The 23,595-nt window shown below is 64.3% G+C and carries 20 protein-coding genes; 8 read left to right on the top strand and 12 right to left on the bottom strand.

What is annotated here, in order from left to right; all coding sequences use genetic code 11:
* Window positions 1–3 precede the first annotated feature (3 nt).
* The 4 genes from N430_RS18225 to N430_RS18240 all read right to left on the bottom strand — a co-directional run bounded on the left by N430_RS18225 (window position 4) and on the right by N430_RS18240 (window position 4,862).
* Window positions 4–1,623, bottom strand: coding sequence for a PAS domain-containing sensor histidine kinase (locus N430_RS18225; protein ID WP_110638195.1), 1,620 nt, complete (start codon window positions 1,621–1,623; stop codon window positions 4–6).
* Window positions 1,624–1,680: 57 nt separating this feature from the next.
* A complete protein-coding gene (mapR, locus tag N430_RS18230) occupies window positions 1,681–3,090 on the bottom strand; it encodes a GntR family transcriptional regulator MpaR (RefSeq protein ID WP_110638196.1) in 1,410 nt (469 codons plus the stop codon).
* 39 nt (window positions 3,091–3,129) lie between these two features.
* A complete protein-coding gene (gene ccoG, locus N430_RS18235) occupies window positions 3,130–4,500 on the bottom strand; it encodes a cytochrome c oxidase accessory protein CcoG (protein WP_110638197.1) in 1,371 nt (456 codons plus the stop codon).
* Window positions 4,501–4,622: 122 nt separating this feature from the next.
* Window positions 4,623–4,862, bottom strand: a complete 240-nt coding sequence (locus tag N430_RS18240; protein ID WP_110638198.1) for a DUF3203 family protein — start codon at window positions 4,860–4,862, stop codon at window positions 4,623–4,625.
* A 173-nt stretch (window positions 4,863–5,035) separates the two neighbouring features.
* On the opposite strand from N430_RS18240, the gene N430_RS18245 reads away from it, so the two are divergent.
* The gene (locus N430_RS18245; protein WP_110638199.1) at window positions 5,036–5,554 is read left to right on the top strand and encodes an MgtC/SapB family protein; all 519 of its coding nucleotides are present in this window, start codon (window positions 5,036–5,038) and stop codon (window positions 5,552–5,554) included.
* Window positions 5,555–6,087: 533 nt separating this feature from the next.
* Here the strand turns inward: N430_RS18245 and N430_RS18250 are convergent.
* The 3 genes from N430_RS18250 to N430_RS18260 all read right to left on the bottom strand — a co-directional run bounded on the left by N430_RS18250 (window position 6,088) and on the right by N430_RS18260 (window position 8,341).
* Window positions 6,088–6,987 carry a hydroxymethylglutaryl-CoA lyase gene (locus N430_RS18250; protein ID WP_110638200.1) on the bottom strand — a complete coding sequence of 300 codons (900 nt, stop codon included), beginning with the start codon at window positions 6,985–6,987 and terminating at the stop codon, window positions 6,088–6,090.
* Window positions 6,988–7,000: 13 nt separating this feature from the next.
* Window positions 7,001–7,399, bottom strand: a complete 399-nt coding sequence (locus N430_RS18255; RefSeq protein WP_060513138.1) for a MerR family DNA-binding transcriptional regulator — start codon at window positions 7,397–7,399, stop codon at window positions 7,001–7,003.
* A 63-nt stretch (window positions 7,400–7,462) separates the two neighbouring features.
* Window positions 7,463–8,341, bottom strand: a complete 879-nt coding sequence (locus N430_RS18260; RefSeq protein WP_110638201.1) for a helix-turn-helix domain-containing protein — start codon at window positions 8,339–8,341, stop codon at window positions 7,463–7,465.
* 130 nt (window positions 8,342–8,471) lie between these two features.
* Here N430_RS18260 and pobA point away from each other — a divergent pair, with 130 nt between their 5' ends.
* The 4 genes from pobA to N430_RS18285 all read left to right on the top strand — a co-directional run bounded on the left by pobA (window position 8,472) and on the right by N430_RS18285 (window position 13,565).
* Window positions 8,472–9,659, top strand: a complete 1,188-nt coding sequence (pobA, locus tag N430_RS18265; RefSeq protein ID WP_110638202.1) for a 4-hydroxybenzoate 3-monooxygenase — start codon at window positions 8,472–8,474, stop codon at window positions 9,657–9,659.
* 198 nt (window positions 9,660–9,857) lie between these two features.
* Window positions 9,858–11,648 carry a gamma-glutamyltransferase gene (gene ggt / locus N430_RS18275; RefSeq protein ID WP_110638203.1) on the top strand — a complete coding sequence of 597 codons (1,791 nt, stop codon included), beginning with the start codon at window positions 9,858–9,860 and terminating at the stop codon, window positions 11,646–11,648.
* Window positions 11,649–11,713: 65 nt separating this feature from the next.
* Window positions 11,714–12,595 carry a LysR substrate-binding domain-containing protein gene (locus tag N430_RS18280; protein WP_110638204.1) on the top strand — a complete coding sequence of 294 codons (882 nt, stop codon included), beginning with the start codon at window positions 11,714–11,716 and terminating at the stop codon, window positions 12,593–12,595.
* Between the two features lie 82 nt (window positions 12,596–12,677).
* Complete coding sequence (locus tag N430_RS18285) at window positions 12,678–13,565, top strand: LysR family transcriptional regulator (RefSeq protein ID WP_110638205.1); 888 nt, start codon at window positions 12,678–12,680, stop codon at window positions 13,563–13,565.
* Between the two features lie 763 nt (window positions 13,566–14,328).
* Here the strand turns inward: N430_RS18285 and N430_RS18295 are convergent.
* Window positions 14,329–15,540, bottom strand: a complete 1,212-nt coding sequence (locus N430_RS18295; RefSeq protein ID WP_110638206.1) for an MFS transporter — start codon at window positions 15,538–15,540, stop codon at window positions 14,329–14,331.
* An 87-nt stretch (window positions 15,541–15,627) separates the two neighbouring features.
* Window positions 15,628–16,965, bottom strand: coding sequence for a hypothetical protein (locus N430_RS18300; protein WP_256592147.1), 1,338 nt, complete (start codon window positions 16,963–16,965; stop codon window positions 15,628–15,630).
* Between the two features lie 216 nt (window positions 16,966–17,181).
* Between N430_RS18300 and N430_RS18305 the strand changes: the two genes are divergently transcribed.
* On the top strand, window positions 17,182–17,661 hold the full coding sequence (locus N430_RS18305) for a VOC family protein (protein ID WP_110638207.1): 480 nt from the start codon (window positions 17,182–17,184) through the stop codon (window positions 17,659–17,661).
* A gap of 6 nt (window positions 17,662–17,667) precedes the next feature.
* Here the strand turns inward: N430_RS18305 and N430_RS18310 are convergent, their stop codons facing one another.
* Window positions 17,668–18,654: a LysR family transcriptional regulator gene (locus N430_RS18310; RefSeq protein ID WP_110638208.1), complete on the bottom strand. Its 987-nt coding sequence runs from the start codon at window positions 18,652–18,654 to the stop codon at window positions 17,668–17,670.
* A 289-nt stretch (window positions 18,655–18,943) separates the two neighbouring features.
* On the opposite strand from N430_RS18310, the gene dddP reads away from it, so the two are divergent.
* A complete protein-coding gene (gene dddP, locus N430_RS18315) occupies window positions 18,944–20,290 on the top strand; it encodes a dimethylsulfonioproprionate lyase DddP (protein ID WP_110638209.1) in 1,347 nt (448 codons plus the stop codon).
* Window positions 20,291–20,613: 323 nt separating this feature from the next.
* Here dddP and N430_RS18325 read toward each other — a convergent pair whose 3' ends face one another.
* Window positions 20,614–21,678 carry an AbrB family transcriptional regulator gene (locus N430_RS18325; RefSeq protein ID WP_110638210.1) on the bottom strand — a complete coding sequence of 355 codons (1,065 nt, stop codon included), beginning with the start codon at window positions 21,676–21,678 and terminating at the stop codon, window positions 20,614–20,616.
* Between the two features lie 124 nt (window positions 21,679–21,802).
* Here N430_RS18325 and N430_RS18330 point away from each other — a divergent pair, with 124 nt between their 5' ends.
* Window positions 21,803–22,705: a LysR family transcriptional regulator gene (locus N430_RS18330; RefSeq protein ID WP_110638211.1), complete on the top strand. Its 903-nt coding sequence runs from the start codon at window positions 21,803–21,805 to the stop codon at window positions 22,703–22,705.
* Here N430_RS18330 and N430_RS18335 read toward each other — a convergent pair.
* Entirely contained in the window at window positions 22,702–23,589 is an 888-nt protein-coding gene (locus N430_RS18335; RefSeq protein WP_110638212.1) for a LysR family transcriptional regulator, read from the bottom strand. The genes N430_RS18330 and N430_RS18335 overlap by 4 nt on opposite strands.
* Window positions 23,590–23,595: the final 6 nt, after the last annotated feature.

Raw genomic sequence — 23,595 nt, forward strand, 5'->3', positions numbered from 1 at the left:
GGGCTACAGCGGCGAGTGCCGATTTTCCAGCAGCCGTGCCACTTGCTGGTTGAGGGTCGCCAGATCGAACGGCTTGAACAGTACCGCGCAGTGCTGGCCAGGGCTGGCATCGACCCGATTGCTGGCATAGCCGGTGATGTACAGCACCGCAACGGTGCCGGACAGTTTCTGGCAGGCTGCTGCAACCTGGTAGCCATCGATGCCGCCCGGCAGGCCGATGTCGGTGATCAGCAGGTCCGGGCGCAAGCCGGTCTGCAAGGCTTCCAGTGCACTGCGGCCATCGCTGAAGGCCTGCACATGGTGGCCTTGGTCTTCGAGCACCTCGCTGATCAGCAGCCGCAGGGTGTCCTGGTCTTCCACCAGCATCACCACCTGTGGCGCTGCGCGCGGCTGTTCGCTTGGCGCCTGAGGCTGCACGCCGGCTTGCGCGGTGGTGTCGCAGGCGGCCCGTGGCAAGTAGAGATGGATGCAGGCGCCTTGCCCCGGTTCGCTGGTGATGCGCAGCTGGCCACCGGACTGGCGCACGAACCCATAGACGATCGACAGCCCAAGACCGGAACCCTGGCCCAGGGGTTTGGTGGTGAAGAAGGGCTCGAATGCTCGTTGCAGCACCTCGGCGGGCATACCGATGCCGTTGTCGCAGACGCTGACGTGCAGGTAGGCGCCGCTGGGCAGCTCCAGCAGGCGCGCCTGCACGTCAGCGAGCTGGGTGTTTTCACTGGCGATACGCAGTGTGCCTCCCAGCGGCATGGCATCGCGGGCATTGATGCACAGGTTGAGCAGGGCGTTTTCCAGTTGGTTCGGATCGATCTGCACCCGCCATTGGCCGGCCTGGGTCTGGTCAATGAAAGTGATGCGCGCATCGAGCGAACTGGCAATCAGCTCGTGCATGCCAGCCACCAGCTGCTGCACGTCCACGGCCTGGGGCACCAGCGTCTGTTGTCGCGAAAAAGCCAGCAGGCGTTGTACCAGCGCCGCGGCACGTTGGGCGTTTTGCCGGGCGATGCCGAGCAACCGGGTGGTGTCGTGGTAGTGCTGTTCGGCCTGGCGTTGCTCGGCCAATTCCAGGGCTCCGAAGATACCGCCGAGCAGGTTGTTGAAGTCGTGGGCGATACCGCCGGTCAACTGGCCGACCGCTTCCATTTTCTGCGATTGGCGCAGGGCCTCTTCGATCTTGCGCACGCGCTCCTGTTCGGCGACCCGTTCGCTGATGTCGTAGGCGAACAGGTAACCGCCCTGGATGCGCTGCTGAGCGTCGCGCAAGGTGTTGTAGCTGATTTCGTAGTGGCGCGGGGCGTCGGCCGGGCCGAGGGTAATGATGTCGGTGAACGCCTCGCCGGCCAGCACGCGCGGCCAAACTGGCTCCAGCCATTTGACGATGTCGGGCTGGTTGGCAATGAACTGTGGAATGTAGTCGCCCACCTGCGGCACGAAGCCGCGCAGGCGCCTGAAGGTTTCCTGCGCGGTGCGGTTGATCGCCAGCAGGCGGAAGTTGCGATCGGCCGCGAACACGTTGGCCTGGCTGTGGTCGACCAGTTCGCCCAGCAGCTTGCTGTTGGCCTGCGCCTGGTCGATGCGTTCCTGCAGTTGTTGAGTGGAAGGCGTCGAGTCATCAGGCTGCATGGGGGCGATCCAGCGTGTGGGTCGCCCAACTATAGCCGCACTTTTTCAGGCCTACCTTCAGAACGAACGGATGATGCGCCCGAGGGTTTCCATGGCGCGTTCGGCGGCCTCGTTCCACGGTGAGCCGTAGTTCAGGCGAATGCAGTTGCCGAAACGCCGGGTCGGCGAAAAGATCGGCCCCGGGGCGATGCTGATGCCCTGGGCCAAGGCCATGTGGAACAGTTTCAGGGCGTCCATCTGCTCGGGCAGCTCCAGCCACAGGAAGTAGCCACCGGAAGGTTGGCTGACGCGGGTCTGCGCGGGGAAATGGCGGGCGATGGCTGCCAGCATGTTGGCCTGCTGACCCTCCAGGGCGTAGCGCAGCTTGCGCAGGTGGCGGTCGTAGCCGCCGTGCTGCAGGTAGTCGGCGATGGCCGCCTGGGCCGGCATCGAGGCGCACAGCGAGGTCATCAGTTTCAGCCGCTCGATCTTCTGCGCGAAGCGCCCGGCGGCCACCCAGCCGATGCGATAACCCGGTGCCAGGCTCTTGGCGAACGAGCCGCAGTGCATCACCAGCCCCTGGGTGTCGAAGGCCTTGGCCGGTTTCGGGGCCTGTTGCGAGTAGTACAACTCGGCGTAGACATCGTCCTCGATCAGCGGCACCTGGTGGCGGCGCAGCAGCTCGACCAGGGCCTGTTTCTTCGCCTCGGGCATGCTCGCGCCCACCGGGTTCTGGAAGTTGGTCATGCACCACACGGCCTTGACCGGGTGCTTGTCCAGGGTCTGCGCCAGCACTGCCAGGTCCATGCCTTCGCGCGGGTGCACCGGGATCTCCACGGCCTTGAGCTTGAGCCGCTCCAGCACCTGCAGGCAGGCATAGAAAGCCGGCGCCTCGATGGCCACCAGGTCGCCAGGCTCGGTGACCGCCTGCAGGCACAGGTTCAAGGCTTCCAGCGCGCCATTGGTGATCAGCAGTTCTTCCATCGGCAGCATCAGCCCACCGACCATATAGCGCAGGGCGATCTGCCGGCGCAGTTGCGGGTTGCCCGGCGACAGGTCGGTGACCACCATGCGCGGGTCCATGGCCCGGCTGGCACTGGCCAGCGAACGCGACAGGCGCTGCAGCGGGAACAGTTCAGGGCTGGGGAAGGCCGAACCGAACGGCACGGTACTCGGGTCCTTGATCGAGTCGAGGATGGAGAACACCAGGCCGCTGACATCTACCTCGGTCGATTCGCTCAATGGCTCCAGCGCCTGGGGTTCGCTGAACTGGCGCGGGGCGTGGGCGTTGACGAAGTAGCCCGAGCGCGGCCGTGCGCGGATCAGCCCGCGGCGTTCGAGCAGGTAGTAGGCCTGGAACACCGTGGACGGGCTGACGCCGTGGGTCTGGCTGGCATAGCGTACCGAAGGCACGCGCTGGCCTGGGCCGAGTACCCCGGAGCGGATCAGTTCGGCAATGTCGTCGGCGAAGCGTTCGTAGCGTTTCATGGGGGCTCGGCAGGCAAGGTGAACAAGCAGTGTAAGGGATCAGCGGTTCAGGGGCGCCACGAAGCGGCTGCGGGCCACGCTGCGCACGGCGGGCTGGTCGCTGTCGCGGATTTCGAAGGCCAGTTCCTGTGAGCTGCTGGCTGGGCGCTCGGCCAGCATTGCCACCGATACCGGCAGCTCGCTCATTTCGCCGGCCGGGATGCTGAACTCGGTGGTGCCGTGCAGTTCGAAGCCCTCGGCATCGAGCAGGCGCAGGTGGTAACGCTGGGGCTGCGCGGTCTTGTTGATGATTTTGAGCACGTAGATGTTCTCGATCTGGCCCTGGGCGTTCTCGCGGAACAGGCCGCGGTCCTTGATCACGTCCAGCGACACCATCGGGCGCAACTGCAGGGCCACCACCAGGGCGCCGATCATCAGCACCAGGGCAGCGGCGTAGCCCAGCAGGCGCGGGCGCAGCCAGTGGGTGGTGCCGCCTTGCAGGCTGTGTTCGGACTTGTAGCCGATCAGGCCGCGGGGGTAGCCCATTTTGTCCATGACGTTGTCGCAGGCATCGATACAGGCGGCGCAACCGATACAGGCCATCTGCAGGCCGTCGCGGATATCGATGCCGGTAGGGCAGACCTGCACGCACAGGGTGCAGTCGATGCAGTCACCCAGGCCTTGGGCGCTAGCGTCACTGCCTTTCTTGCGCGGGCCGCGGGATTCGCCACGGCGTGGGTCGTAGGCCACGGCCAGGGTGTCCTTGTCGAACATCACGCTCTGGAATCGCGCATAAGGGCACATGTGCAGGCACACTGCCTCGCGCAGCAAGCCGGCATTGATATAGGTAGCCGCGGTGAAGAACAGCACCCAAAACAGTGCCACGCCGCCCAGATGCAGGGTGAACAGTTCATGGGCCAGCGGTCGGATCGGCGTGAAGTAGCCGACGAAAGTCAGCCCGGTGAGTACGCCGATGGCCAGCCACAGGCTGTGCTTGAGTGTACGCCGGGCCAGTTTGTTCAGGCTCCAGGGTGCGGCGGCAAGCTTGATGCGCTGGTTGCGGTCGCCTTCGGTGACCTTCTCGCACCACATGAACAGCCAGGTCCAGGTGCTTTGCGGGCAGCTGTAGCCGCACCACACCCGGCCGGCGTAGACGGTGATGGCGAACAGGCCGAAAGCGCAGATGATCAACAGTGCCGAGAGCAGGATGAAGTCCTGCGGCCAGAAGGTGGCGCCGAAGATGTGGAACTTGCTGTCGGCCAGGTCCCACAATACGGCTTGGCGGCCATTCCAGTCGAGCCAGGCGGTGCCGAAGAACAGCACGAACAGTGCGCCGGCGAAGGCAATGCGCAGCGTGCGGTACAGGCCGCTAAAACTACGGGTGTGGATGCCATTGGCGGCAATCTGGATGGCATGTATTCGTTCGGTCATGGCGTCGGTGCTCTTACGGCCTCGATCAGGCACGAGCACTATGGCTCCCGAACTGTTTTCAGCACAGGCTCAGGTCAGGCGATAAAAACCATATCAGATTGCCGCGAAATGTGTCCGCAGCCCTAGATCACTGAACCTGGGGTGCTGGCCTTGAGGTGCCTGCGGCTATCCACCGCACCGATCACGGTCAGCGCGTCAGCTTCGGCTTCGGTGATCGGGAAGCGCTCGCCGGCGAGGATGGCCACGGACATGCGCAGCTGTTCGTCGGTGATGATTTCGATCTCCGGGCCTTTGCCTTCGATGCGCAGCGTGTCACCAATGAGGGTGCAGCGTTGGGTGCTTTCTTCGATCTCGATGGGCATGGTCGGGTCCTCCGGGGGCGGTTACAGGTTGTGACCGCAGGCGGTGGACGGTTGCTGCATCGGGGTGCCGGGTGGGCACTTTGCGGGCTGTGCGAGGGTCAACTTTCTTAGGCGCCTGTGCCCGCGAAGAGGCCAGCACAGACACAACATCTCTTCAGCACGGTAGCTGACGCATGGAATTCATCTGGCAAACCATCCTGGCCGAATTCGCCGATGTCACCGATGAGCGCGAGGTCGTGCGGATTCTCGTGCGCCTGCTGATGGCGGCCGTGCTCGGCGCCGTACTGGGCTTCGAGCGCGAACACCGGGGCAAGTCCGCCGGGGTGCGCACGCACATGCTGGTGTCGCTGGGCGCGGCGCTGTTCGTGCTGGCGCCAAGCATGGCCGGTGCCGATGAGCAGGCCTTGAGCCGGGTGATCCAGGGTATCGTCGCCGGCATCGGCTTTCTCGGCGCGGGCACGATTCTCAAGGGCAACGGCCAGGACACCAGCCACGTCAAAGGCCTGACCACCGCTGCGGGGCTGTGGATGACGGCTGCAATCGGTACGGCTGCGGGCATGGGGCGAGAGGCCACGGCGCTGATCAGCACGGTGCTGGCGCTGTTGGTGTTGGGCACGATGCCGCTGCTGGTGGAGAAGGTCGAGGGGCAGGACGAGGAGAAGCAGAAAGAGGAGGAGGGCAGGAAGCACTGAGGGGAGCCGAAGCTCCCCTCATAAGCGTTGTTGCCTGCTCTTTTTTTATTATTGAGGCTGGCCTTTTGTTGTTTTTGTAGGCTTGCCTGGGTGTTGCGTGCGACCCCCATCCGGGGTCAAGAGCAAACGTATTTTTTTGAGCGCTGACCTGCTTTCATCCTGTGGATCCGAGCCTGACTGCCGCTACCTTCAGGTAGTTTTATTGTTCTGTGTCAGTCCGCGGGGCGAACCCCTGAAAAGCCTGTCTACTCCAAAAAAATCTGCTTGCTGCGCCTCTGCCGTGTTGTTCTTGTTATGTCAGAGCCGTTACATGTTGTTTTTATTGGTTATCGCGTTTTTCTTGTTGTTGTACCAAACATATAGCAGGTGCCGTGCCAACTTTTGAAAACCCTTTAAAATCAATGGCTTGATCGGAATCGGCAGAATCGGGTGACCTGAAAATCTGTCGATTTGTTTCCCTGTTACCCGATTTTTTGCTGAAAACTGTGGGGGCGGTAACACTCACCCACACTCATGTGACACCTGCATGAAACTCATTGTGCGCTGCGCGCACGTGCCACCCGCGAACCGTTGGCCCGGCCCAGCACAGCGCTGATGCGCTGGCCGGCGGCGATCAGACGGTCGAGGTCGATACCGGTCTCGATGCCCAGCCCTTGCAGCAGGTACAGCACATCCTCGGTGGCGATGTTGCCGGTAGCGCCCTTGGCGTAAGGGCAGCCCCCCAGCCCGGCGACCGAGCTGTCGAACACGTTGATGCCTTCGAGCAGGCTGGCATACACGTTGGCCAGGGCCTGGCCATAGGTGTCGTGGAAGTGGCCGGCCAGCTGCTCGCGGGGCACCACGGCCGACACCACCTCGAACAGCCGACGGGTGTCACCGGCCGTGCCGGTGCCGATGGTGTCACCCAGCGACACCTCATAGCAGCCCATGTCGTGCAGGGCTTTGGCCACCGGTGCTACCTGCTCGGCACTGACCTTGCCTTCATACGGGCAACCCAGCACACAGGACACGTAACCGCGCACCCGCACACCGTGGCTGCGCGCGGCCTCCATGATCGGTTCGAAGCGCTGCAGGCTTTCGCTGATCGAGCAGTTGATGTTGCGCTGGGAGAAGGCCTCGGAAGCGGCGGCGAACACCGCCACTTCCTTCACCCCGGCTGCCAGGGCGTCCTCGAAGCCGCGCAGGTTGGGCGCCAGCGCGGCATAGGTAACACCGGCGCGCTGGTGGATGCCGGCGAACACCTCGGCGGAGCCTGCCATCTGCGGCACCCATTTGGGCGAAACGAAGCTGCCGACCTCGATGTAGCTCAGCCCGGCGTCGGTCAGGTCGTCGACCAGGCGCACCTTGTCGGTGACGCTGATGGGCTGGGCTTCGTTCTGCAGGCCGTCGCGGGGGCCGACTTCGACCAGGCGGACTGTTGCGGGCATGGGCATGGTGGGGTTCCTGTCAGCGTTTGTCGTTGTTGTTCAGGGTGGCCGCCAGGGCCTGTTCGCAGCGCTCCTGGGCGGTGTCCAGTTCCAGTTGCATCTGGTGGATGTCGAGCATCTGCTGTTCCAGCTGGGCGCGCCGCTCGGCGATCTTCGCCAGCATGCTGTGCAGCTGCTTGAGGTTGCCGCTGCTGGGGTCGTACAGCTCGATCAGCTCACGGCATTCGGCCAGCGAGAAGCCGATGCGCTTGCCGCGCAGGATGAGCTTCAGGCTGACTTTATCGCGGGCCGAATAGATGCGCTCCAGCCCACGCCGCTCGGGGCTCAGCAGGCCCTGTTCCTCATAGAAGCGGATGGCGCGGGTGGTGATGTCCAGTTCGCGGGAGAGGTCGGAGATGCTGTAGGTCTGGCTGCTCATGCTTGGGCTCGGCGTGGGGTATGCCAGTATCCTGAGGGCAGGTTGACGTTTACGTCAAGCGGATCAATCGGGCTGCACCGCACGCCGGTAAGCATTGGGCGTCTGCCCGCTCAGGCGCTTGAAGAAGCGGGCGAAGTAGGTCGGGTCGCTGAAGCCCAGGCTGTCCGAAAGCTGGCCGATGCTCATGCGCGTATAGATGAGGTTGCGCCGTGCCTCCAGCAGCAGGCGCTGGTGGATCACCTGCAAGGCGGTCTGCCCGCTCAGCGCCCGGCACAGCTGGTTGAGCTGCAGGCTGGGGATGTTCAGGCGCGCGGCGAAGTCCTCCACCGACAGGTGTTCGCGGTAATGCGCCTCGACCAGCCGCAGGTACTGCCCGAGCAACTGCCGGTCTCGCTCGTCGCGGTTGCGTGGGGCCTGCCCCAGTTGCTGGCGGCGGCTGATCCACACCATCAGCGCGGTTACCAGCGCGTCGAGCATGATCGCCCGCGCGGGGGCGTTGCCCTGGTATTCCTGTTGCAAGGTTTCGATCAGGCCGCGCAGCTGTATGCGGTCCTTGCCCAGCGGGTAACACGCCGCTTTCGCCAGCACGCCCAGCGGCGCGCCCAGGCGCTGTTCCAGGTCGGCCACCAGCGCGGTGCCGAAGGTCAGCACATGGCCCTGGATATCGGCGCTGAAGCGAAAACCATGCACGGTCAGCGGCGGCACCACTTGAATCGCAGCCTCAAGAATGGTGCTGCGCACACCTTCGATTTCCACCTGGGCCTCGCCGCGCTGCACATACAGCAACTGGAACAGCTCGGCGTGCTGGTGCGGCTTGATCTCCCAGTGGTGCAGGCGGCTGCGCGCCGGGATCGACTCGCAATGCAGCAGGTCGGTGCCGGGCCAGTGCTGGTTTTCGCCATATAACTGGAACAGCGGGACACCGGGGAGGGTGGATTTCATCAGGTAATCGCTTGTCCGTTAATCGAACGATTTTTGTAAAAGTGCATTTTTTTCATCGGATAGCACAGCTAATTGGCAGTTATTGCCAGTAAAAATGCAAGAGCAAACCCTCTCGAACGAGATAAAAACAATGAACACTCAGGTTGCAATCATCGGTGCAGGTCCGTCCGGCCTGCTACTCGGTCAGTTGCTGTACAAAGCTGGTATCGACACGGTCATCCTCGAACGCCAGACCCCCGAATATGTGCTCGGCCGCATCCGCGCCGGGGTGCTTGAACAAGGCACCGCCGACCTGCTGCGTGAAGCCGGCGTCAGCGAGCGCATGGACCGTGAAGGCCTGGTCCATGAGGGCGTCGAACTGCTGGTTGCAGGTCGTCGCCAGCGGCTGGACCTGAAGGGCCTGACCGGCGGCAAGACGGTGATGGTCTACGGCCAGACCGAAGTCACCCGCGACCTGATGCAGGCCCGCGAAGCCAGCGGCGCGCCGATCATCTATTCCGCCAGCAATGTGCAGCCGCACGAGCTCAAGGGCGAACGGCCTTACGTAACCTTCGAAAAGGACGGCCAGACCCACCGCCTGGACTGCGACTACATCGCGGGTTGCGATGGCTTCCACGGCGTATCGCGCAAGAGCATCCCCGAAGGCGTGCTCAAGGAGTACGAGCGGGTCTACCCGTTCGGCTGGCTGGGCATGCTGTCCGATACCCCGCCGGTGAACCACGAGCTGATCTACGCCCACCATGAACGGGGTTTCTCACTGTGCAGCCAGCGCTCGCAGACGCGCAGCCGCTACTACCTGCAGGTGCCGCTGGAAGAGCGGGTGGAGGACTGGTCCGACGAGCGCTTCTGGAACGAACTCAAGGCGCGCCTGCCCGCAGACGTGGCGCAGCAGCTGGTCACCGGGCCCGCGCTGGAAAAGAGCATCGCGCCGCTGCGCAGCCTGGTGGTCGAGCCAATGCAGTACGGCCATCTGTTCCTGGTCGGTGATGCCGCGCACATCGTCCCGCCCACGGGCGCCAAGGGCCTGAACCTGGCGGCGTCCGACGTCAACTACCTGTACCGGATCTTGGTCAAGGTGTACCGCGAGGGGCGTACCGACCTGCTGGAGCAGTATTCGCCGCTGGCCCTGCGCCGGGTCTGGAAGGGGGAGCGCTTCAGCTGGTTCATGACCCAGCTGCTGCATGACTTCGGCGAGCACAAGGATGCCTGGGACCAGAAGATGCAGGAGGCCGACCGCGAGTACTTCCTGACATCGCCGGCGGGGCTGGTGAACATTGCCGAGAATTATGTGGGGTTGCCGTACGAAGAGGTGGCCTGACGCCAGGTCTGGAGTTCGACGCGAAACCTGTGGGCCTCAGTGGTTGAGTAGCTGCACCATCTCTTGGTAGCCCCGCTGACGCGCATGCGCCAGCGCGGTCACCCCGTCCTTGTCGGAAAAATCAGCCCGGGGCTTGAAGTTAAGAATGCGCATGACCCACAGTGGCCCGCTTGATAGGTAAAGGCAGGATGCACGCCAATGAGAGTGTCCACAGCGCTGATCACCACCCTGTGCCTGGCAACGGCCAGTGGCGTTGCCAGGGCCGACCAGCCGCTTCCCACCCCCCCGGAGCTGGAGTCCGGCTACCGCAGTGGCCTGCAGCCGGTGCACGCCAGCCGGCACATGGTGGCGGCCGCCAACCCGCTGGCCAGTGAAGCCGGGCGGGCGATGCTGCGAGCCGGTGGCAGTGCCATCGATGCGGCGATCGCCATGCAGATGGTGCTCACGCTGGTCGAACCACAATCCAGTGGCATTGGCGGCGGCGCATTCATCCTGTACTGGGATGGCCAGCGCGTGCAGGCCTTCGACGGCCGCGAAGCCGCACCAGCAGGGGTGACGGAAAGGTTATTCCTGCAAGCGGATGGGTCGCCCATGCCGTTTCGTGCAGCGCAGATCGGCGGGCGCTCGGTAGGCGTGCCGGGCGTGCTGCGGGCGCTGAAACTGGCCCATGACCAGCACGGCAAGCTGCCCTGGAAGGACCTGTTCGCACCGGCCATCGCCTTGGCGCGCAATGGTTTTGCGGTTTCCGAACGGCTGCACACGTTGGTGGCCGGCGACCCCTTCATTGCCCGCTCGCCAGCCATGGCGCGCTACTTTCTGGATGACCAGGGCAAGCCGCTGGCCGTCGGCACGATCCTGCGCAACCCTGCGCTTGCGCAGACCTTCGAGCGCATTGCAGAGCAGGGCGTCGATGCGTTCTACACGGGTGAGATCGCCGAAGCGATGGTGGCCGAAGTGCGCCACCACGCCAATGCCGGGCAGTTATCGCTCGACGATTTGCAGCGTTACCAGGCCAAGGCCCGCGAACCGGTCTGTGGCCCGTACAAGGCCTGGACCATCTGCGGCATGCCGCCGCCATCGTCCGGTGGGGTGAGTGTGTTGCAGACCCTGGGCATTCTCGACGCCCTGCAGCACACCTCGGCGCAGCGCGACCTGGCCGACCTGCCGCCACGCCAGGTGGCCTCCGTGGCTGGGTTCGAACCTGCGCCGCAGGCCGTGCACCTGATGGCCGAAGCCGAGCGTCTGGCCTTCGCCGACCGCGCCCAGTACCTGGCCGACAGCGATTACGTGCCGGTGCCGGTCAAGTCGCTGCTCGACCCGGCCTACCTCGCCGAGCGCGCCAAACAGGTCGGCGAGTACAGCATGAAGCACGCCCGCCCGGGCAACCCGCAGGGTGCCAACCTGGCCCTGGCGCCGGACCGCTCGCCATTGCGGATTTCCACCTCGCACCTGTCTGCCGTCGATGACAGCGGCCAGGCCCTGGCCATGACCACGTCAGTGGAGTCGGCATTCGGTTCGCACTTGATGGTCGGCGGCTTTTTACTGAACAACCACCTGACCGACTTTTCCTTCCTGCCTGCGGAAAACGGCAAGCCGGTGGCCAACCGGGTGCAGCCCGGCAAGCGGCCGTTGTCGGCGATGGCGCCCACCCTGGTGTTCTCGCGTGCCTCGGGCGAGCTGGTGGCGAGCCTCGGCTCCCCCGGTGGTTCGCAAATCATCGGCTACGTGAACAAGGCGCTGATCGGCCTGCTGGACTGGCATCTCGATCCGCAACAGGCGGCCAACCTGCCCAATTTCGGCAGCCGCAATGCCGGGACCGAAGTGGAGGCGGGGCTGGCCAGCCCGGCGCTGATCCGCCAGCTGGCGGCGTGGGGCCACGAGGTCACGCCGATGACCATGACCAGTGGCATGCAGATCATCCAGCGCACCGCCGAGGGTTGGGCAGGTGGCGCCGACCCGCGGCGCGAGGGTATGGCGCTCGGCGACTAGCGCGTTGCCGGGCCTGGAGTGGCGTGGTAGAAGTCAGTCTTGTCATTCAGTAGTTGAATACCAAGATGTCCATCAGCGTTAAATCGAATAGAGCCCTGTTCGACCTCGACCTGTTGCGCGCCATCGTCGTGGTGGCCGATTGCGGCAGCTTCACCACGGCCGCCGCGCGCCTGCATTCGACCCAGTCGACCATCAGCCAGAAGGTGCGCCGCCTCGAAGACATGGTCGGCCACCGCCTGCTGGTACGCGGCAATCGCGACGTATTGCCGACCGACGCCGGCCAGACCTTGCTCGGTTATGCCCGGCACATGCTGGCGCTGAACGACCAGATGCTCGAAGCCCTGGCCGGGGCCATGGTCGGTGTCACCGTACGCCTGGGCGTGCCCGAGGATTTCGTCGGCGGGCGCACCACCAACGCACTGTCGGCGTTCAGCCGCCTGCACCCGCAGGTCAAGCTGGAAGTCACCAGCGGCCTGTGCCGCGACCTCAGCCAGGCCTACGACAATGGCGAGCTCGACCTGGTGCTGCTCAAGCAGCGGCGCAACAGCCGCGAAGGTGTGGCCTGCTGGCCCGAGCGCCTGCAGTGGATCGACAGTGCGCGCATGCCGGCGTTCGAGCTAGACCCGATTCCCCTGGTGACCTTCCCGCCGCGTGGGCTGTACCGCGAAGACATGATCAGTGCCATCGAAGGCATGGGCCGGCGCTGGCGCATCAGCTTTACCAGTTCCAGCCTCAGCGGCATCCAGGCGGCAGTGGCCGACGGCATGGGCATCAGCCTGTTGCCACCGCGGGCGGCGACCGCTGAGCACCGGGTGCTGGGGCAGGCGCAGGGGTTGCCGGAGGTGGACAGCTACGAGATCGTCATCGTGCACAAGCCGACGGCGGATGTGATGGTCAAGGATCTGGCCGGGGTGATGAGCCAGCTGTTGGCGGGCGGAGGGATCTGACGCGGCCTTTGAAGCTTGCACAAACCCTGTGGGAGCGGGCATGCCCGCGGGAAGAGGTCGGTAGCCATGACCGGAGCTTCAAATGCATTTCGACCTGGCAGACCTGCGGCTTTTCATCCATATCGGCGAATCGCCGAGCCTGACCCAGGGTGCGCGCCGGGCGTTCCTATCGCCGGCTGCCGCCAGTGCGCGGATCAAGGCGCTGGAAGCGCAGCTCGACACGCGCCTGCTGTACCGCGACAGCCGTGGTGTCGAACTGACTCCGGCGGGGCACAAGTTGTTGATGCATGCCCGGCTGATCATGCGCCAGGTCGATTACCTGAAAGCCGAGTTCACCCAGTTCGGCACCGACCTGGCTGGGCATATCCGCATCTTCGCCAACACCACTGCCGTCACCGAGTTCCTGCCCGAAGTGCTGGCCGGTTTCATGGCCAAGCGCCCCGGGGTGACTGTCGACCTGCAGGAGCGCCTGTCGCGGGACATCGTGCGCGGCGTGCTCGATGGCAGCAGCGACATGGGCATCATCGCAGGGCCGGTGGAGGCCAGCGGCTTGCAGGTGATGCACTTCAGCACCGATCGTCTGGTGCTGATCGTGCCGGCCGGCCATGAGCTGGCAGGGCGCAAGACGGTGACCTTGAAACAGACCTTGGACTTTCAGCATATCGGCCTGCACGACGGCAGCACCTTGCTGAGCTTTCTGCGCGACCATGTCGAGCGCATGGGCCTGAACCTGTCGCTGCGTATCCAGCTGTCGAGTTTCGAGGCCATCTGCCGGCTGGTGGAGGCGGGGGTGGGTATCGGCATCATCCCCGAGTCGGCGGCGCTGCGGCACAGCCAGACCATGGAGCTGGTGACCATCAGCCTGGATGAGCCGTGGGCGGTGCGCGAGCGGAGCATCCTGGTGCGGGAACTGGATGCGCTGCCGGGGACGGTGCGGGCGTTGATTGCGACGTTGATGCCAGAAACTTGATGTCAGCGGCGCTAGCCGCTTCTTGCTCTTGCTCTTGCTCTTGCTCTTGCTCTTGCTCTTGCTCTGCTTTTGCTTTGGCTTCTAAGCGCGCGATAGTTCAGGCGACGCAGAGTGCGACTTCAGGAGGCCGAACGCAGGTCTTGCGGAGGGAGGTGACGGGCATGGATGCCCGTCAAGCGCTGCGGCCCAGGATGGGCCGTTCAGCGCGGTCCTCCCGGGAGCAAGGCCGGAGTGAGGGAACCCCGTAGCGCAGCGTAGGGGCCGGATGATGGGAGCCGGGGTTTTTGGTCACTTTTTGCCCAGTCAAAAAGTGACCCGCCGTAAGGGCGGAAAGGTGACTGTGCGCCACCATCGCAAATGGATGCGCACCTGATCTGAAAGCCAAAAGCCAAAAGCCAAAGATCGACTGCGACGGTTTTGATTGTTCCGAGTACATTCATTTGCGATGACGACGCACAGTCACCTTTCCGCCCTTACGGCGGGTCACTTTTTGTCAAACGCGACAAAAAGTAACCAAAAAACGCTGGCTCCCATCATCCGGCCCCTGCGCTGCGCTCCGGGGTCCCCTCGCTCCGGCGCCTTCCGGGCCCGCGCGGCCTACGACTTGCTGCGCAAGTCTACATCTCGCGCCTTCGGCTACGCCGAAGGGGTGCTGCGCACCCTGGCCCTCCAGACGCCTGCGCTCGGCCTCCTGAAGTCGCATTCGGCGTTTGCTGAGCTACCGCGCACTTAGAAGCCAAAGCAAAAGCAAAAGCAAACAGCGTTAGCCAACTTGGTTACTGGCTGGAGTCTCTCCCTGCAGGTGCTTGCGCTCCTGCAATGAAGAGGCCAGCACGAAGGCAATGGCCACCAGCGTCAGCACTGGCAGCATGGCCAGGCGCAGGCCGAAATGCTCACCGATGAGGCCCAGCAGCGGCGGGCCGACCAGAAAGGCCAGGTAACCGGCCGTGGCAGCCAATCGCACCCGCTGATCGCCGCCCGCACCACTTTCGCCCGCCGCCGAGATGGCCAGCGGGAAGCCCAGCGAAGCACCAATGCCCCACAGCACCACGGCGGCTGCAGCGACCCACTGCACATCGCAGAACACCACCAGCGCCAAGCTCAGGGTGCCGATCAAGGCGCTGGCCCGTAGCGTGAAGGCGCGGCCGAAACGGCGGATCACCGGCGCTCCGGCAAAGCGGCCAAGGGTCATGCCGATGGTGAACACCAGGTAGATCAAAGTGCCCGTGGTCTGGGCAAATCCGTGGCCATCGATCATCAGCAATGGCAGCCAGTCGTTGGCCGCGCCTTCAGCCAAGGCCATGGCCAGCACCACCAGGCAGATCAGCAGCAGGCGCCGGTCCTTCAGCAAGGTCGACCAGTGTCCCTCATGGGCGCTGCCCGACTGCTGTGCGTCGGGCAGCTCGCTGGCCCGAGGGGCGTGCCCGATCAGCATCAAGGTGGCGATTGCCGACAAACCGGCGATGCTCAGCAAATGCACGTCCAGTGGCACTTCGACAGCGGTCATCGCCATGCCGACCAGGGCGCCGATCAGCGTGCCAAGGCTGAAAAACCCGTGCAAGGTCGTCATGATCGGCGCATCGATGGCTCTTTCCACTGCGGCACCTTCGATGTTCGCCGCAATATCTGCCCAGCCCATGCCCAGGCCGAACACCAGCAGGCCGGCAAAGGCACACCAGGCGCTGTTCAGGTCACTGCTCGCCGCCAGCACGCACAGCCCGGCCGACAGGCCGAGCAGGCCCAGGCGAAGCATGCGGTTGGCACCCACACGGGCAATGAGGCGGCCGGCGCTGAGGATGCCCAGCATGGCCCCCGCAGAGAAGCCGAACAGGATCATGCCCATCTGCTCGGTGGAGGCCTGCAGGCCATCGCGCAGGGCAGGGGTGCGGGTAACCCAGGTGGCCAGGGTCAGCCCCGGCAGCAGGAACAGCAGGTAAAGCGCATGGCGGGACCAAGGGGTGACGGTGGCAGGCATTCGAGGCTCGCTGGGTTTATCGTACGGACGTACGGCAAAATCGTACGGTTGTACGAGGCGTCGGTCAATGCCTGCCGCCGGTGTCGGCTAGGTCGATACCAAGGTCCTGGCCAGGCAGTCCTTGCAGTTGACGATGGTCTCCCGAGGCCCCGCCTGCACATGCACCAGGTTCGACCCGCACAGGGCGCAGAACAGCGTGCAGCCATTGCTGTCCGCGCTCCCCGGCAGCTCTGCGATGTAGTCGCTGACTTTGCGGCTCAGGCCATGATCGTGCTGTTGCAACAGCACGTCGAACAGCGCCTGGCTGAAGCCCGAACGCGGGGCGTGGTTGTCGTAGCTCGATACAGTGAACTGCCACTCCTCGCGGATGGCGCGCTCGCTCAGTGACAGCATGCTCCCGGGAATGGTGTTGGCGGCATGGCGTTTGTTGACCTGGGCGCGAGCAACGAATGACAGCGCCCCACGCACGGCGGTATTGGCCAGTGACCAGATGTGCCGTACGGGGTGCGTGTCGAGCAGTTGCGCTGCGGCTTCAGCGGCTTTCTTACTGGCCTCGAACGGCAGGCCGTGTTCCGCGCTGCGGCTGGTGATGTAGGCGCAGACTTCTTCGTTGCAAAGCAGTTGGATGGCCGCGACGAGTTCGTCATGCCATTGCGGCTGCGGGCCAGCGGACAGCGCCTTGTGCAGCGCCCGGTACAAGGGGGCAAGGCCGGCCCGCTGCGGGTCATCCAGGCTGACATTGGCGACCCAGCGCACCTTGTTCTGCCAGGCCTTCGGTGTGGCGTCGTCGCTGAAGGCATCGAGTGGCGAGTCGGGGTCGACCAGCAGGATCTGGTCCTCGTGCAGCGCCATCAGGATGGTTGAATCCATGCCCAGGGATGGGCTGACACGCGCATCCCCGGTGGCTTTTTCCGCAGCCAGGATGTATTCCCTTTGCGTATCCATGCGTACTTCGAGCACGGCCAGCAACTGCAGCTGGCGGGTGATCGACAGGCTGTGCAACGGCACCGGCAGGCGCTTGGCCAATGACCAGTGCTCCTTGATGCGCTTGCGTTGCTCGATGGCCTTTGCCTGCCTGGCCCGTTCACGTGCCGCCAGGCAGGGCTGGCAGGCACAATCGCGATGCCAGCGGTTGCGCCCTGGAAAGTAATGGCGGTGGGCGCAGTTCGGGCAATAGGCCAGGTTGTCATTCCAGCTGTTGGCCGAGCGGCTTTTACGCCGCTCGTACAGGCTGACCTTGCAGTAAGGGCACTCGAGCTCGGCACAAGGTACGGGTGGGAAGGCCTTGATCAGGCTGCTGGGGGCGATGTCGATGGCGTAACGTTCGAGTAGCAGCGCAATTTTCTCACCGCCGAGGTATTCGCCGTACAACGCCTCGATCTGTTCGGCGCTGAGGTGCTGCAATTTTGATTTGAAATCCGACAAACCTGTATCTCCCTGCGAAAAGTCGCTTGTGAGGTTCGTCAGGAATGATGCAGTGCCTGGGAATTTGCGGGTTGTAGGATATTTCTCTATCGCTAGTAGGGCGCTTCCGAGCGTTGTTCCAATCAGCGCCGATCATCCGCGCAGCGACCGCTGCCATCGCCAGCCAAGGCTGAAGGGCTAGACTCAAGGCGTTCTGTTCTCCCATGGAGCCTTGCCATGACAGCCAAGAACACGATCTGCCTGTGGTTCGACAAGGATGCCGAAGAAGCGGCCAACTTCTATGCCCGGACCTTCCCCGACAGCCAGGTGCTGGCGGTGCACCCGGCCCCCGGCGACTACCCCTCGGGCAAGGCCGGGGAGGTGATCACCGTCGAGTTCACCGTCATGGGCATCCCCTGTGTGGGACTCAATGGCGGCACCACGTTCAAGCACAGCGAGGCGTTTTCCTTCCAGGTCAGCACCGAGGACCAGGCCGAGACCGACCGGCTCTGGCATGCCATCGTCAACAACGGCGGCAGCGAAAGCGTCTGTGGCTGGTGCAAGGACAAGTGGGGCATCTCCTGGCAGATCACCCCGCGCATCCTCATCGAAGCCATCGCCAACCCCGACAAGGCCGCCGCCAAGCGGGCCTTCGACGCCATGATGACCATGGGCAAGATCGACGTGGCGAGAATCGAGGCAGCCCTGAAAGGGTAGGGTCGATCACGCCTGGTCGCCGGCCTCCTCATGCAGCGACCAGTCAAACTGCTCGATCAGCCAGTCGCGCAACTGGCAGCAACTGGCATCGTGGCTTTTGGCTTCGCTGAGGCTGAGGTAGTGGCGGGTGTCGCGGTGCACCAGGGTGTCGCTCACCGGCCGCACCAGCAGGCCCTGTTCCACCAGCGGCGCGACCAGGTAATGCCAGCCCAGGGCCACGCCCTGGTGATTCTGTGCCAACTGCATCAGCAGGCTGTAGTCGTTGGCGTTGAACAGTTGCGGGGCATCGGCGGCGCGCCGGTCCAGGTCGATGTCCTGATAGGCGAACCAGACTTTCCAGTCCACATGTTCGGCCACCTGCGAGCGGCCGAACGGGCTGAGGTTGAGCAGCGTGGCATTGCGCAGGCCATCCAGCGTCTGGATCTGCGGATGCTGCTCCAGGTACTGCGGCGTGCACACCGGGTAGATCACGTCGCAGACCAGCGGCTGGCTGAAGTAGCCCTGGCCGCTTTTGGCCATCTTGCAGATGATGATGTCCGGGTTCACCCCGTTCTCGAGGGTCAGGAAGTTCTGCGTCGTCACGATGTTCAGGTCGATCTCGGGGTAGGCCGCGAACAATGCCGGTAACTTCGGCCCCAGCCAGAAGTTGGCGAACGCCGGCGTGCAACACAGGGTGACGCGCTGCTTGGGTGATTCACTGTGGCGGATGCGCTCGGCCGCCTGGGCGATGTTGGTGAACGACAGCTGCACGGCGTCGTAGAAGATCGAACCGGCCGGGGTCAGCTCGACCGCACGCCCGGCCCGGTTGAACAGTTCGGCCCCCAGGTGCTCCTCAAGGTCGCGGATCTGCCGGCTGATCGCCGCCTGGGTCACACACAGCGCCTCGGCCGCGCGGGTGAAGTTCTGGTAGCGGGCGGCGGCGACGAAGGCCTTGACCGCGCGCAGCGAGGGCATCTTGATCAAGGTCTGATCGGGTTCTGTGTGCTTGACCATACGTTTTGGTAATCAATTAGCCTCAGAAAATGTCGATTCTTTGCGGCAAAACACTGGCAATAGACTGTGATCAGGCAGCAGCGATGACGCGTTGTCATTCTTCTGGAGACTAACCGAAGCAATCCTTGCATTGAAGCCCCACGCGGGTGAACAACAAGCCGGCAGCACACCAGCGCCTGCGCCGCTTTCGGGCATTGTCCTGTCGACTTTGTAGACGCTGGCCCGCCAGCAATCGCACATCATCAATACCGCAGTTTCCACACAATAAGACCAGGGAAAACCGCAAGCCATGATGACCTCACCGTTCTCGATCCCCGCCCAGGCCCGCCGCATCGACCCGTCCCGCCAGCGCGCTGCCGCGCTCAAGGCCGATGGCTCGATCGATGACAACGACCGCACCGAAATCGGCCCGACCCCGCTGGCCTTCGCCGAATGGGCCAGCCTCGGCCTGCAGGCGCCGCACCTGCCGAGCATGCGTGAGTACCGCCTGCAACGCATCCGCGAGCAGCTCATCGCCCGCGACCTGGGCGGCATCCTGCTGTTCGACCCGCTGAACATCCGCTACGCCACCGACACCACCAACATGCAGCTGTGGACCACCCACAATCCGGCCCGCGCCTGTTTCGTCGCCGCCAGCGGCCATGTGGTGCTGTGGGACTTCCATGGCTGTGACCACCTTTCCGCGCACCTGCCGCTGGTCAGCGAGCTGCGCAGCGGTGCGTCGTTCTTCTATTTCGAGACGGGCGACCGCACCGAGGAACATGCCAGGCGCTTCTGCGCCCAGGTCGACGAGTTGCTGCGCACCCATGCCGGCAACAACCGCCGCCTGGCCGTGGACCGCATCGAGGTCGCCGGCCTGCGTGCCCTCGATGCGCTGGGCGTGCAGGTGCACAACGGCCAGGAAGTCACCGAGTTCGCCCGCCTGATCAAGGGCCCGGACGAAATCCTCGCCATGCGCTGCGCGGTGGCATCCTGCGAAGCCTCGATCGCCGAGATGCGCCAGGCCATGCGCGCCGGCGCCACCGAGAACGATGTCTGGGCCGCGCTGCATGCGGGCAACATCCGCCGTGGCGGCGAGTGGATCGAAACCCGCATCCTCAGCTCTGGGCCGCGCACCAACCCCTGGTATCAGGAGTCCGGCCCGCGGGTGCTCAGCGACGGCGACCTGTTGTCGTTCGACACCGACCTGATTGGTGTGTATGGCTTCTGCGTGGACATGTCGCGCAGCTGGATCTGCGGTGATGTCGAGCCCACCGCCGAGCAGAAGCGCCTGTACCGCATCGCCCACGAACATATCCACGTCAACGCCGAGATGGTCAAGCCCGGTGTGCGTTTCACCGAACTGACCCGCAACGGCCATCGCCTGCCGGAAAGCTGCCGCGCGCAGCGCTATGGCGTGATGTTCCATGGGGTGGGGCTGTGCGACGAATACCCGAGCATTCGCTACCCGGAAGACCTTGAGTCCTATGGCTATGAAGGCGAACTGCAGCCGGGCATGGCGCTGTGCGTCGAGGCCTATGTCGGCGAGGTGGGCGGGCGCGACGGGATCAAGCTGGAGAACCAGTTGCTGGTGACCGAGAGCGGGTTCGAGTTGTTGACCCATTATCCGTTCGAGGACAGTTTCCTGCGGGATTAGGGTGCCTGGCTTAAGGTTTGTAGCGCCTGTCAGATCGAGCGCCGCCCGCGCGGCGCATCGCGGGCAAGCCCGCTCCCACATCTGTTTCGGGCCAATCTTTCCTGTGAAGCCAACAGGGACCGCCTTGTTTGTTCCCTTCGATATCGAGGTGGGCACAATTGCTTTCCATTAATCTCCAGTCATGCACCAAGGCGGTTCCTGTTGGCCTGACAGGAGTGACTGGCCCGAAACAGATGTGGGAGCGGGCTTGCCCGCGATGCGCCGCGCGGGCGGCGCTCGATCTCACAGGCGCTACAAGCTTCAAGCCTGGCACCTCCAAGCACCTACACCCGGGTCAGCCGTATGATCTGCCGCGCACAAAAGGCCCCGGTCAGAATCACCCCGAACAACCGCAACGTCTGCATCGCCAGCACCAACCCGACATCGGCATGGGTCTCGACGGCGATGATCGCCATGGCATCCAGCCCGCCCGGGCTGGTCGCCAGGTACATCGACAGAAAATCCGTGCCCATTGCCAGGGCCAGCACATAGGCACACGCGGCGCACAGCACGATCAACGCCACCGCCCCGGCAATCATGGTCGGCAGGCGTTTCCACACATAACGCACGGTCTGCCGGTCGAAACGCAGGCCGATGTAGCAGCCGATGGCACCGTAGGCAACGGCCAGCAAGGGCTCGGGCAAGCTGATGGTCAGCAGCCCACTGAGCTGCAGGGCGCCGCCGAGCAGCAGCGGTGTCAGCAAGGCACCGGCAGGCAGGCGGTTACCGAGGGTGATGCCCACCAGCACCACGCCCAGGCTGAGCAAGCTGTTGGCCAGGTGCGGGCCTTCCAGCGCCGCCGGTGCATGGGCCGCCGCGCTTGCGCCCGGTGTGGCGCCGAGCAGGTGGCTGACCAGCGAGCCGATCATCACCACGCACACCACCCGCACATATTGCATGGTCGCCACCACGCGGCCGTCGGCGCCATTTTCCTCGGCCATCGACACCATCGCCGACGCCGCCCCCGGCGCGGTTCCCCAGGCGGCAGTGCTACCGGGGATGCCACCGAAGCGTACGGTGCCGAGGCCGACCAACGCGCTGAGTACCACCGTGATGAAGGTGGCGACCAGCATCAGGTGCCAGGACTGGGCCATCGACACCAGCACCGCCCAGGTCACCGAGTGGGCGACCAGCAGGCCGACGCAGCCCTGACCAAAGCGGAACACTTGGCGGTGCAGGTGCAGTTGCGCGCCTGAGACACCGAAGACAATGGCCACCAGCATGGGGCCGAGGAACAACCCGGCCGGCACGGCCAGGGCATGCAGCAACTGGCCAGAGGCACCGGCGCAGATCAGCAGGGCGAGCCATTGGAAGAGGGATCTGGATGAAGCGGGTAGGGCGGTCTGCAACGTGGATACTCCTTGCACAGCGATAACGCGGGGCTGGCAGCGCCAGCGGAGAAAATTATCGACGGCGCAATCGATCAAGTCTATTTTCTACTTTCGATGAATCCATAACTGAAATTCATGAATCATGGACCTGCGTGACCTCACCTATTTCGAAACCATCGCCGAACTGGGGCATCTGGGCCGGGCGGCGGAGAAGCTCAACCGCAGCCAGCCGGCACTGAGCAAAAGCATCCAGCGCCTGGAGGAATCCCTGGGCACCCGCTTGTTCCAGCGCGATGGCCGGCGCATCAAGCTCACCGATGTCGGTAAGCTGCTGCTGGCGCGGGGCAAGCAGCTGCAACTGAACATCGCCGAGACCGAGCGCGAGGTACGCGACTTCGCCAGCGGGCTGGTCGGCAATATCCGCCTGGGCTGCGCGGCGAGCATGGCCGACCACCTGCTGCCGCACCTGACCGCCGCGCTGCTGGAACGGGCACCGGAAGTGACCTTGAAGCTGTCCATCGCCCAGGACGATGTGCTCAAGGAGTCCCTGCGCGCCGGGCGCCTGGATGTGATCATTTCACCGCAGATCGCCATGGACCCCGAGTTCACCACTTATCCCATCCTCGAAGATGAAGCGATCGTGGTGGCCAGTGCCGAGCACCCGATCTTCGCCGGCCCCATCACCTTGCAGCGTCTCTGCCAGTACCGCTGGGTGCTGGCGGGGCCGACGGTGACCGCCCGGCGCTGGATCGACAACGTGTTCATCGCCCACCAGCTGCCAGCACCGCAGGTGCAGATCGAAACCAATGCCATCTCGCTGCTGCCCCGTCTGATTGCGCGTACCCAGCTGCTCAGCTTCGCCGCCCGGGAAACCCTCGAACATGGCTTGGGCATGTCCTGGCTGCGCGAAGTACCGCTGAAGCAGACCACCATGCGCCGCACCGTGGCGGTGTCGGTGCGCACGGACGGCTACCTGTCGCCGGCGGCAGGGGCGCTGGTGACACTGCTCAAGGAAAAGGGCAGCAGCTTCTTCGAACGTGACTAAAGCAAAGGCTCACTCATGGCCTGCTGGGCGATCAGCGCCAGGCAGCGCTGCACGATCGGGCTACTGTCGCCCTTGCGCCGGCTGAGGATGATCGGGCTGACCGCACTGCGGTCGAGCAGGCTGGCGTACTCGATATCGGTGCGGTGCTGCTGTTGCACCGACTCCGGCACCAGGGTCACGCCCAGCCCGACGGCGACCAGGCCGATGGCGGTCTGCAGTTCGTTGGCCCACTGGCTGACCTTGAGGCTCATGCCGTGGTGGGCGAACAGCGCGAGGATGTGGTCGGCGTAGCTCGGCCTGGGGTTGGCCGGGTAGAGGATGAACGCTTCCCTGGCCAGTTGTTCGAGGGTCAGCGGCGTGCCGGCCAGGGCATGGCCCTTGGGTAGTACCGCCACCAACGGGTCTTCGCGCAGCACTCGCTGCTGGATCGCCGGATCGTCGATGCGGATGCGGCCGAAGGCGATGTCGATGCGCCCGCTTTTCAGCGCCTCCACCTGCTGCAGGGTGGTCATCTCGCTCAGGCCCAGTTCCAGTTCGCTGTCCTTGCGCAGTTCGCGGATCAGCTCCGGCAGTACCGTGTACAAGGTGGAGGGGGCGAAGCCGATACCCAGCCACTGGCGCTGGCCCTGGCCGATGCGCCGGGTGTTGTCGCTGATGTTCTCCAGCTGCTGCAGCAAGGTGCAGGTCTGCTCATAGAAGAAGCGCCCGGCCTCGGTCAGGCGCAGCGGGCGCTCGCGCAGCACCAGCACGATCCCGAGCTGTTCTTCCAGCTGGCTGATCTGCCGGCTCAGCGGCGGCTGGGCGATGTGCAGCAGTTCGGCGGCGCGGGTGAAATTCAGGGTTTCGGCCAGGACCTTGAAGTAGCGAAGGTGGCGCAGCTCCATCAGACC

This window comes from Pseudomonas sp. CC120222-01a (genome assembly GCF_003097235.1).
GTDB lineage: Bacteria > Pseudomonadota > Gammaproteobacteria > Pseudomonadales > Pseudomonadaceae > Aquipseudomonas.

Coding starts and splice junctions, on each gene's coding strand:
- N430_RS18225 (WP_110638195.1), bottom strand. CDS start 1,623: ATGCAGCCTGATGACTCGACGCCTTCCACTCAACAACTGCAGGAACGC.
- mapR (WP_110638196.1), bottom strand. CDS start 3,090: ATGAAACGCTACGAACGCTTCGCCGACGACATTGCCGAACTGATCCGC.
- ccoG (WP_110638197.1), bottom strand. CDS start 4,500: ATGACCGAACGAATACATGCCATCCAGATTGCCGCCAATGGCATCCAC.
- N430_RS18240 (WP_110638198.1), bottom strand. CDS start 4,862: ATGCCCATCGAGATCGAAGAAAGCACCCAACGCTGCACCCTCATTGGT.
- N430_RS18245 (WP_110638199.1), top strand. CDS start 5,036: ATGGAATTCATCTGGCAAACCATCCTGGCCGAATTCGCCGATGTCACC.
- N430_RS18250 (WP_110638200.1), bottom strand. CDS start 6,987: ATGCCCATGCCCGCAACAGTCCGCCTGGTCGAAGTCGGCCCCCGCGAC.
- N430_RS18255 (WP_060513138.1), bottom strand. CDS start 7,399: ATGAGCAGCCAGACCTACAGCATCTCCGACCTCTCCCGCGAACTGGAC.
- N430_RS18260 (WP_110638201.1), bottom strand. CDS start 8,341: ATGAAATCCACCCTCCCCGGTGTCCCGCTGTTCCAGTTATATGGCGAA.
- pobA (WP_110638202.1), top strand. CDS start 8,472: ATGAACACTCAGGTTGCAATCATCGGTGCAGGTCCGTCCGGCCTGCTA.
- ggt (WP_110638203.1), top strand. CDS start 9,858: ATGAGAGTGTCCACAGCGCTGATCACCACCCTGTGCCTGGCAACGGCC.
- N430_RS18280 (WP_110638204.1), top strand. CDS start 11,714: ATGTCCATCAGCGTTAAATCGAATAGAGCCCTGTTCGACCTCGACCTG.
- N430_RS18285 (WP_110638205.1), top strand. CDS start 12,678: ATGCATTTCGACCTGGCAGACCTGCGGCTTTTCATCCATATCGGCGAA.
- N430_RS18295 (WP_110638206.1), bottom strand. CDS start 15,540: ATGCCTGCCACCGTCACCCCTTGGTCCCGCCATGCGCTTTACCTGCTG.
- N430_RS18305 (WP_110638207.1), top strand. CDS start 17,182: ATGACAGCCAAGAACACGATCTGCCTGTGGTTCGACAAGGATGCCGAA.
- N430_RS18310 (WP_110638208.1), bottom strand. CDS start 18,654: ATGGTCAAGCACACAGAACCCGATCAGACCTTGATCAAGATGCCCTCG.
- dddP (WP_110638209.1), top strand. CDS start 18,944: ATGATGACCTCACCGTTCTCGATCCCCGCCCAGGCCCGCCGCATCGAC.
- N430_RS18330 (WP_110638211.1), top strand. CDS start 21,803: ATGGACCTGCGTGACCTCACCTATTTCGAAACCATCGCCGAACTGGGG.
- N430_RS18335 (WP_110638212.1), bottom strand. CDS start 23,589: ATGGAGCTGCGCCACCTTCGCTACTTCAAGGTCCTGGCCGAAACCCTG.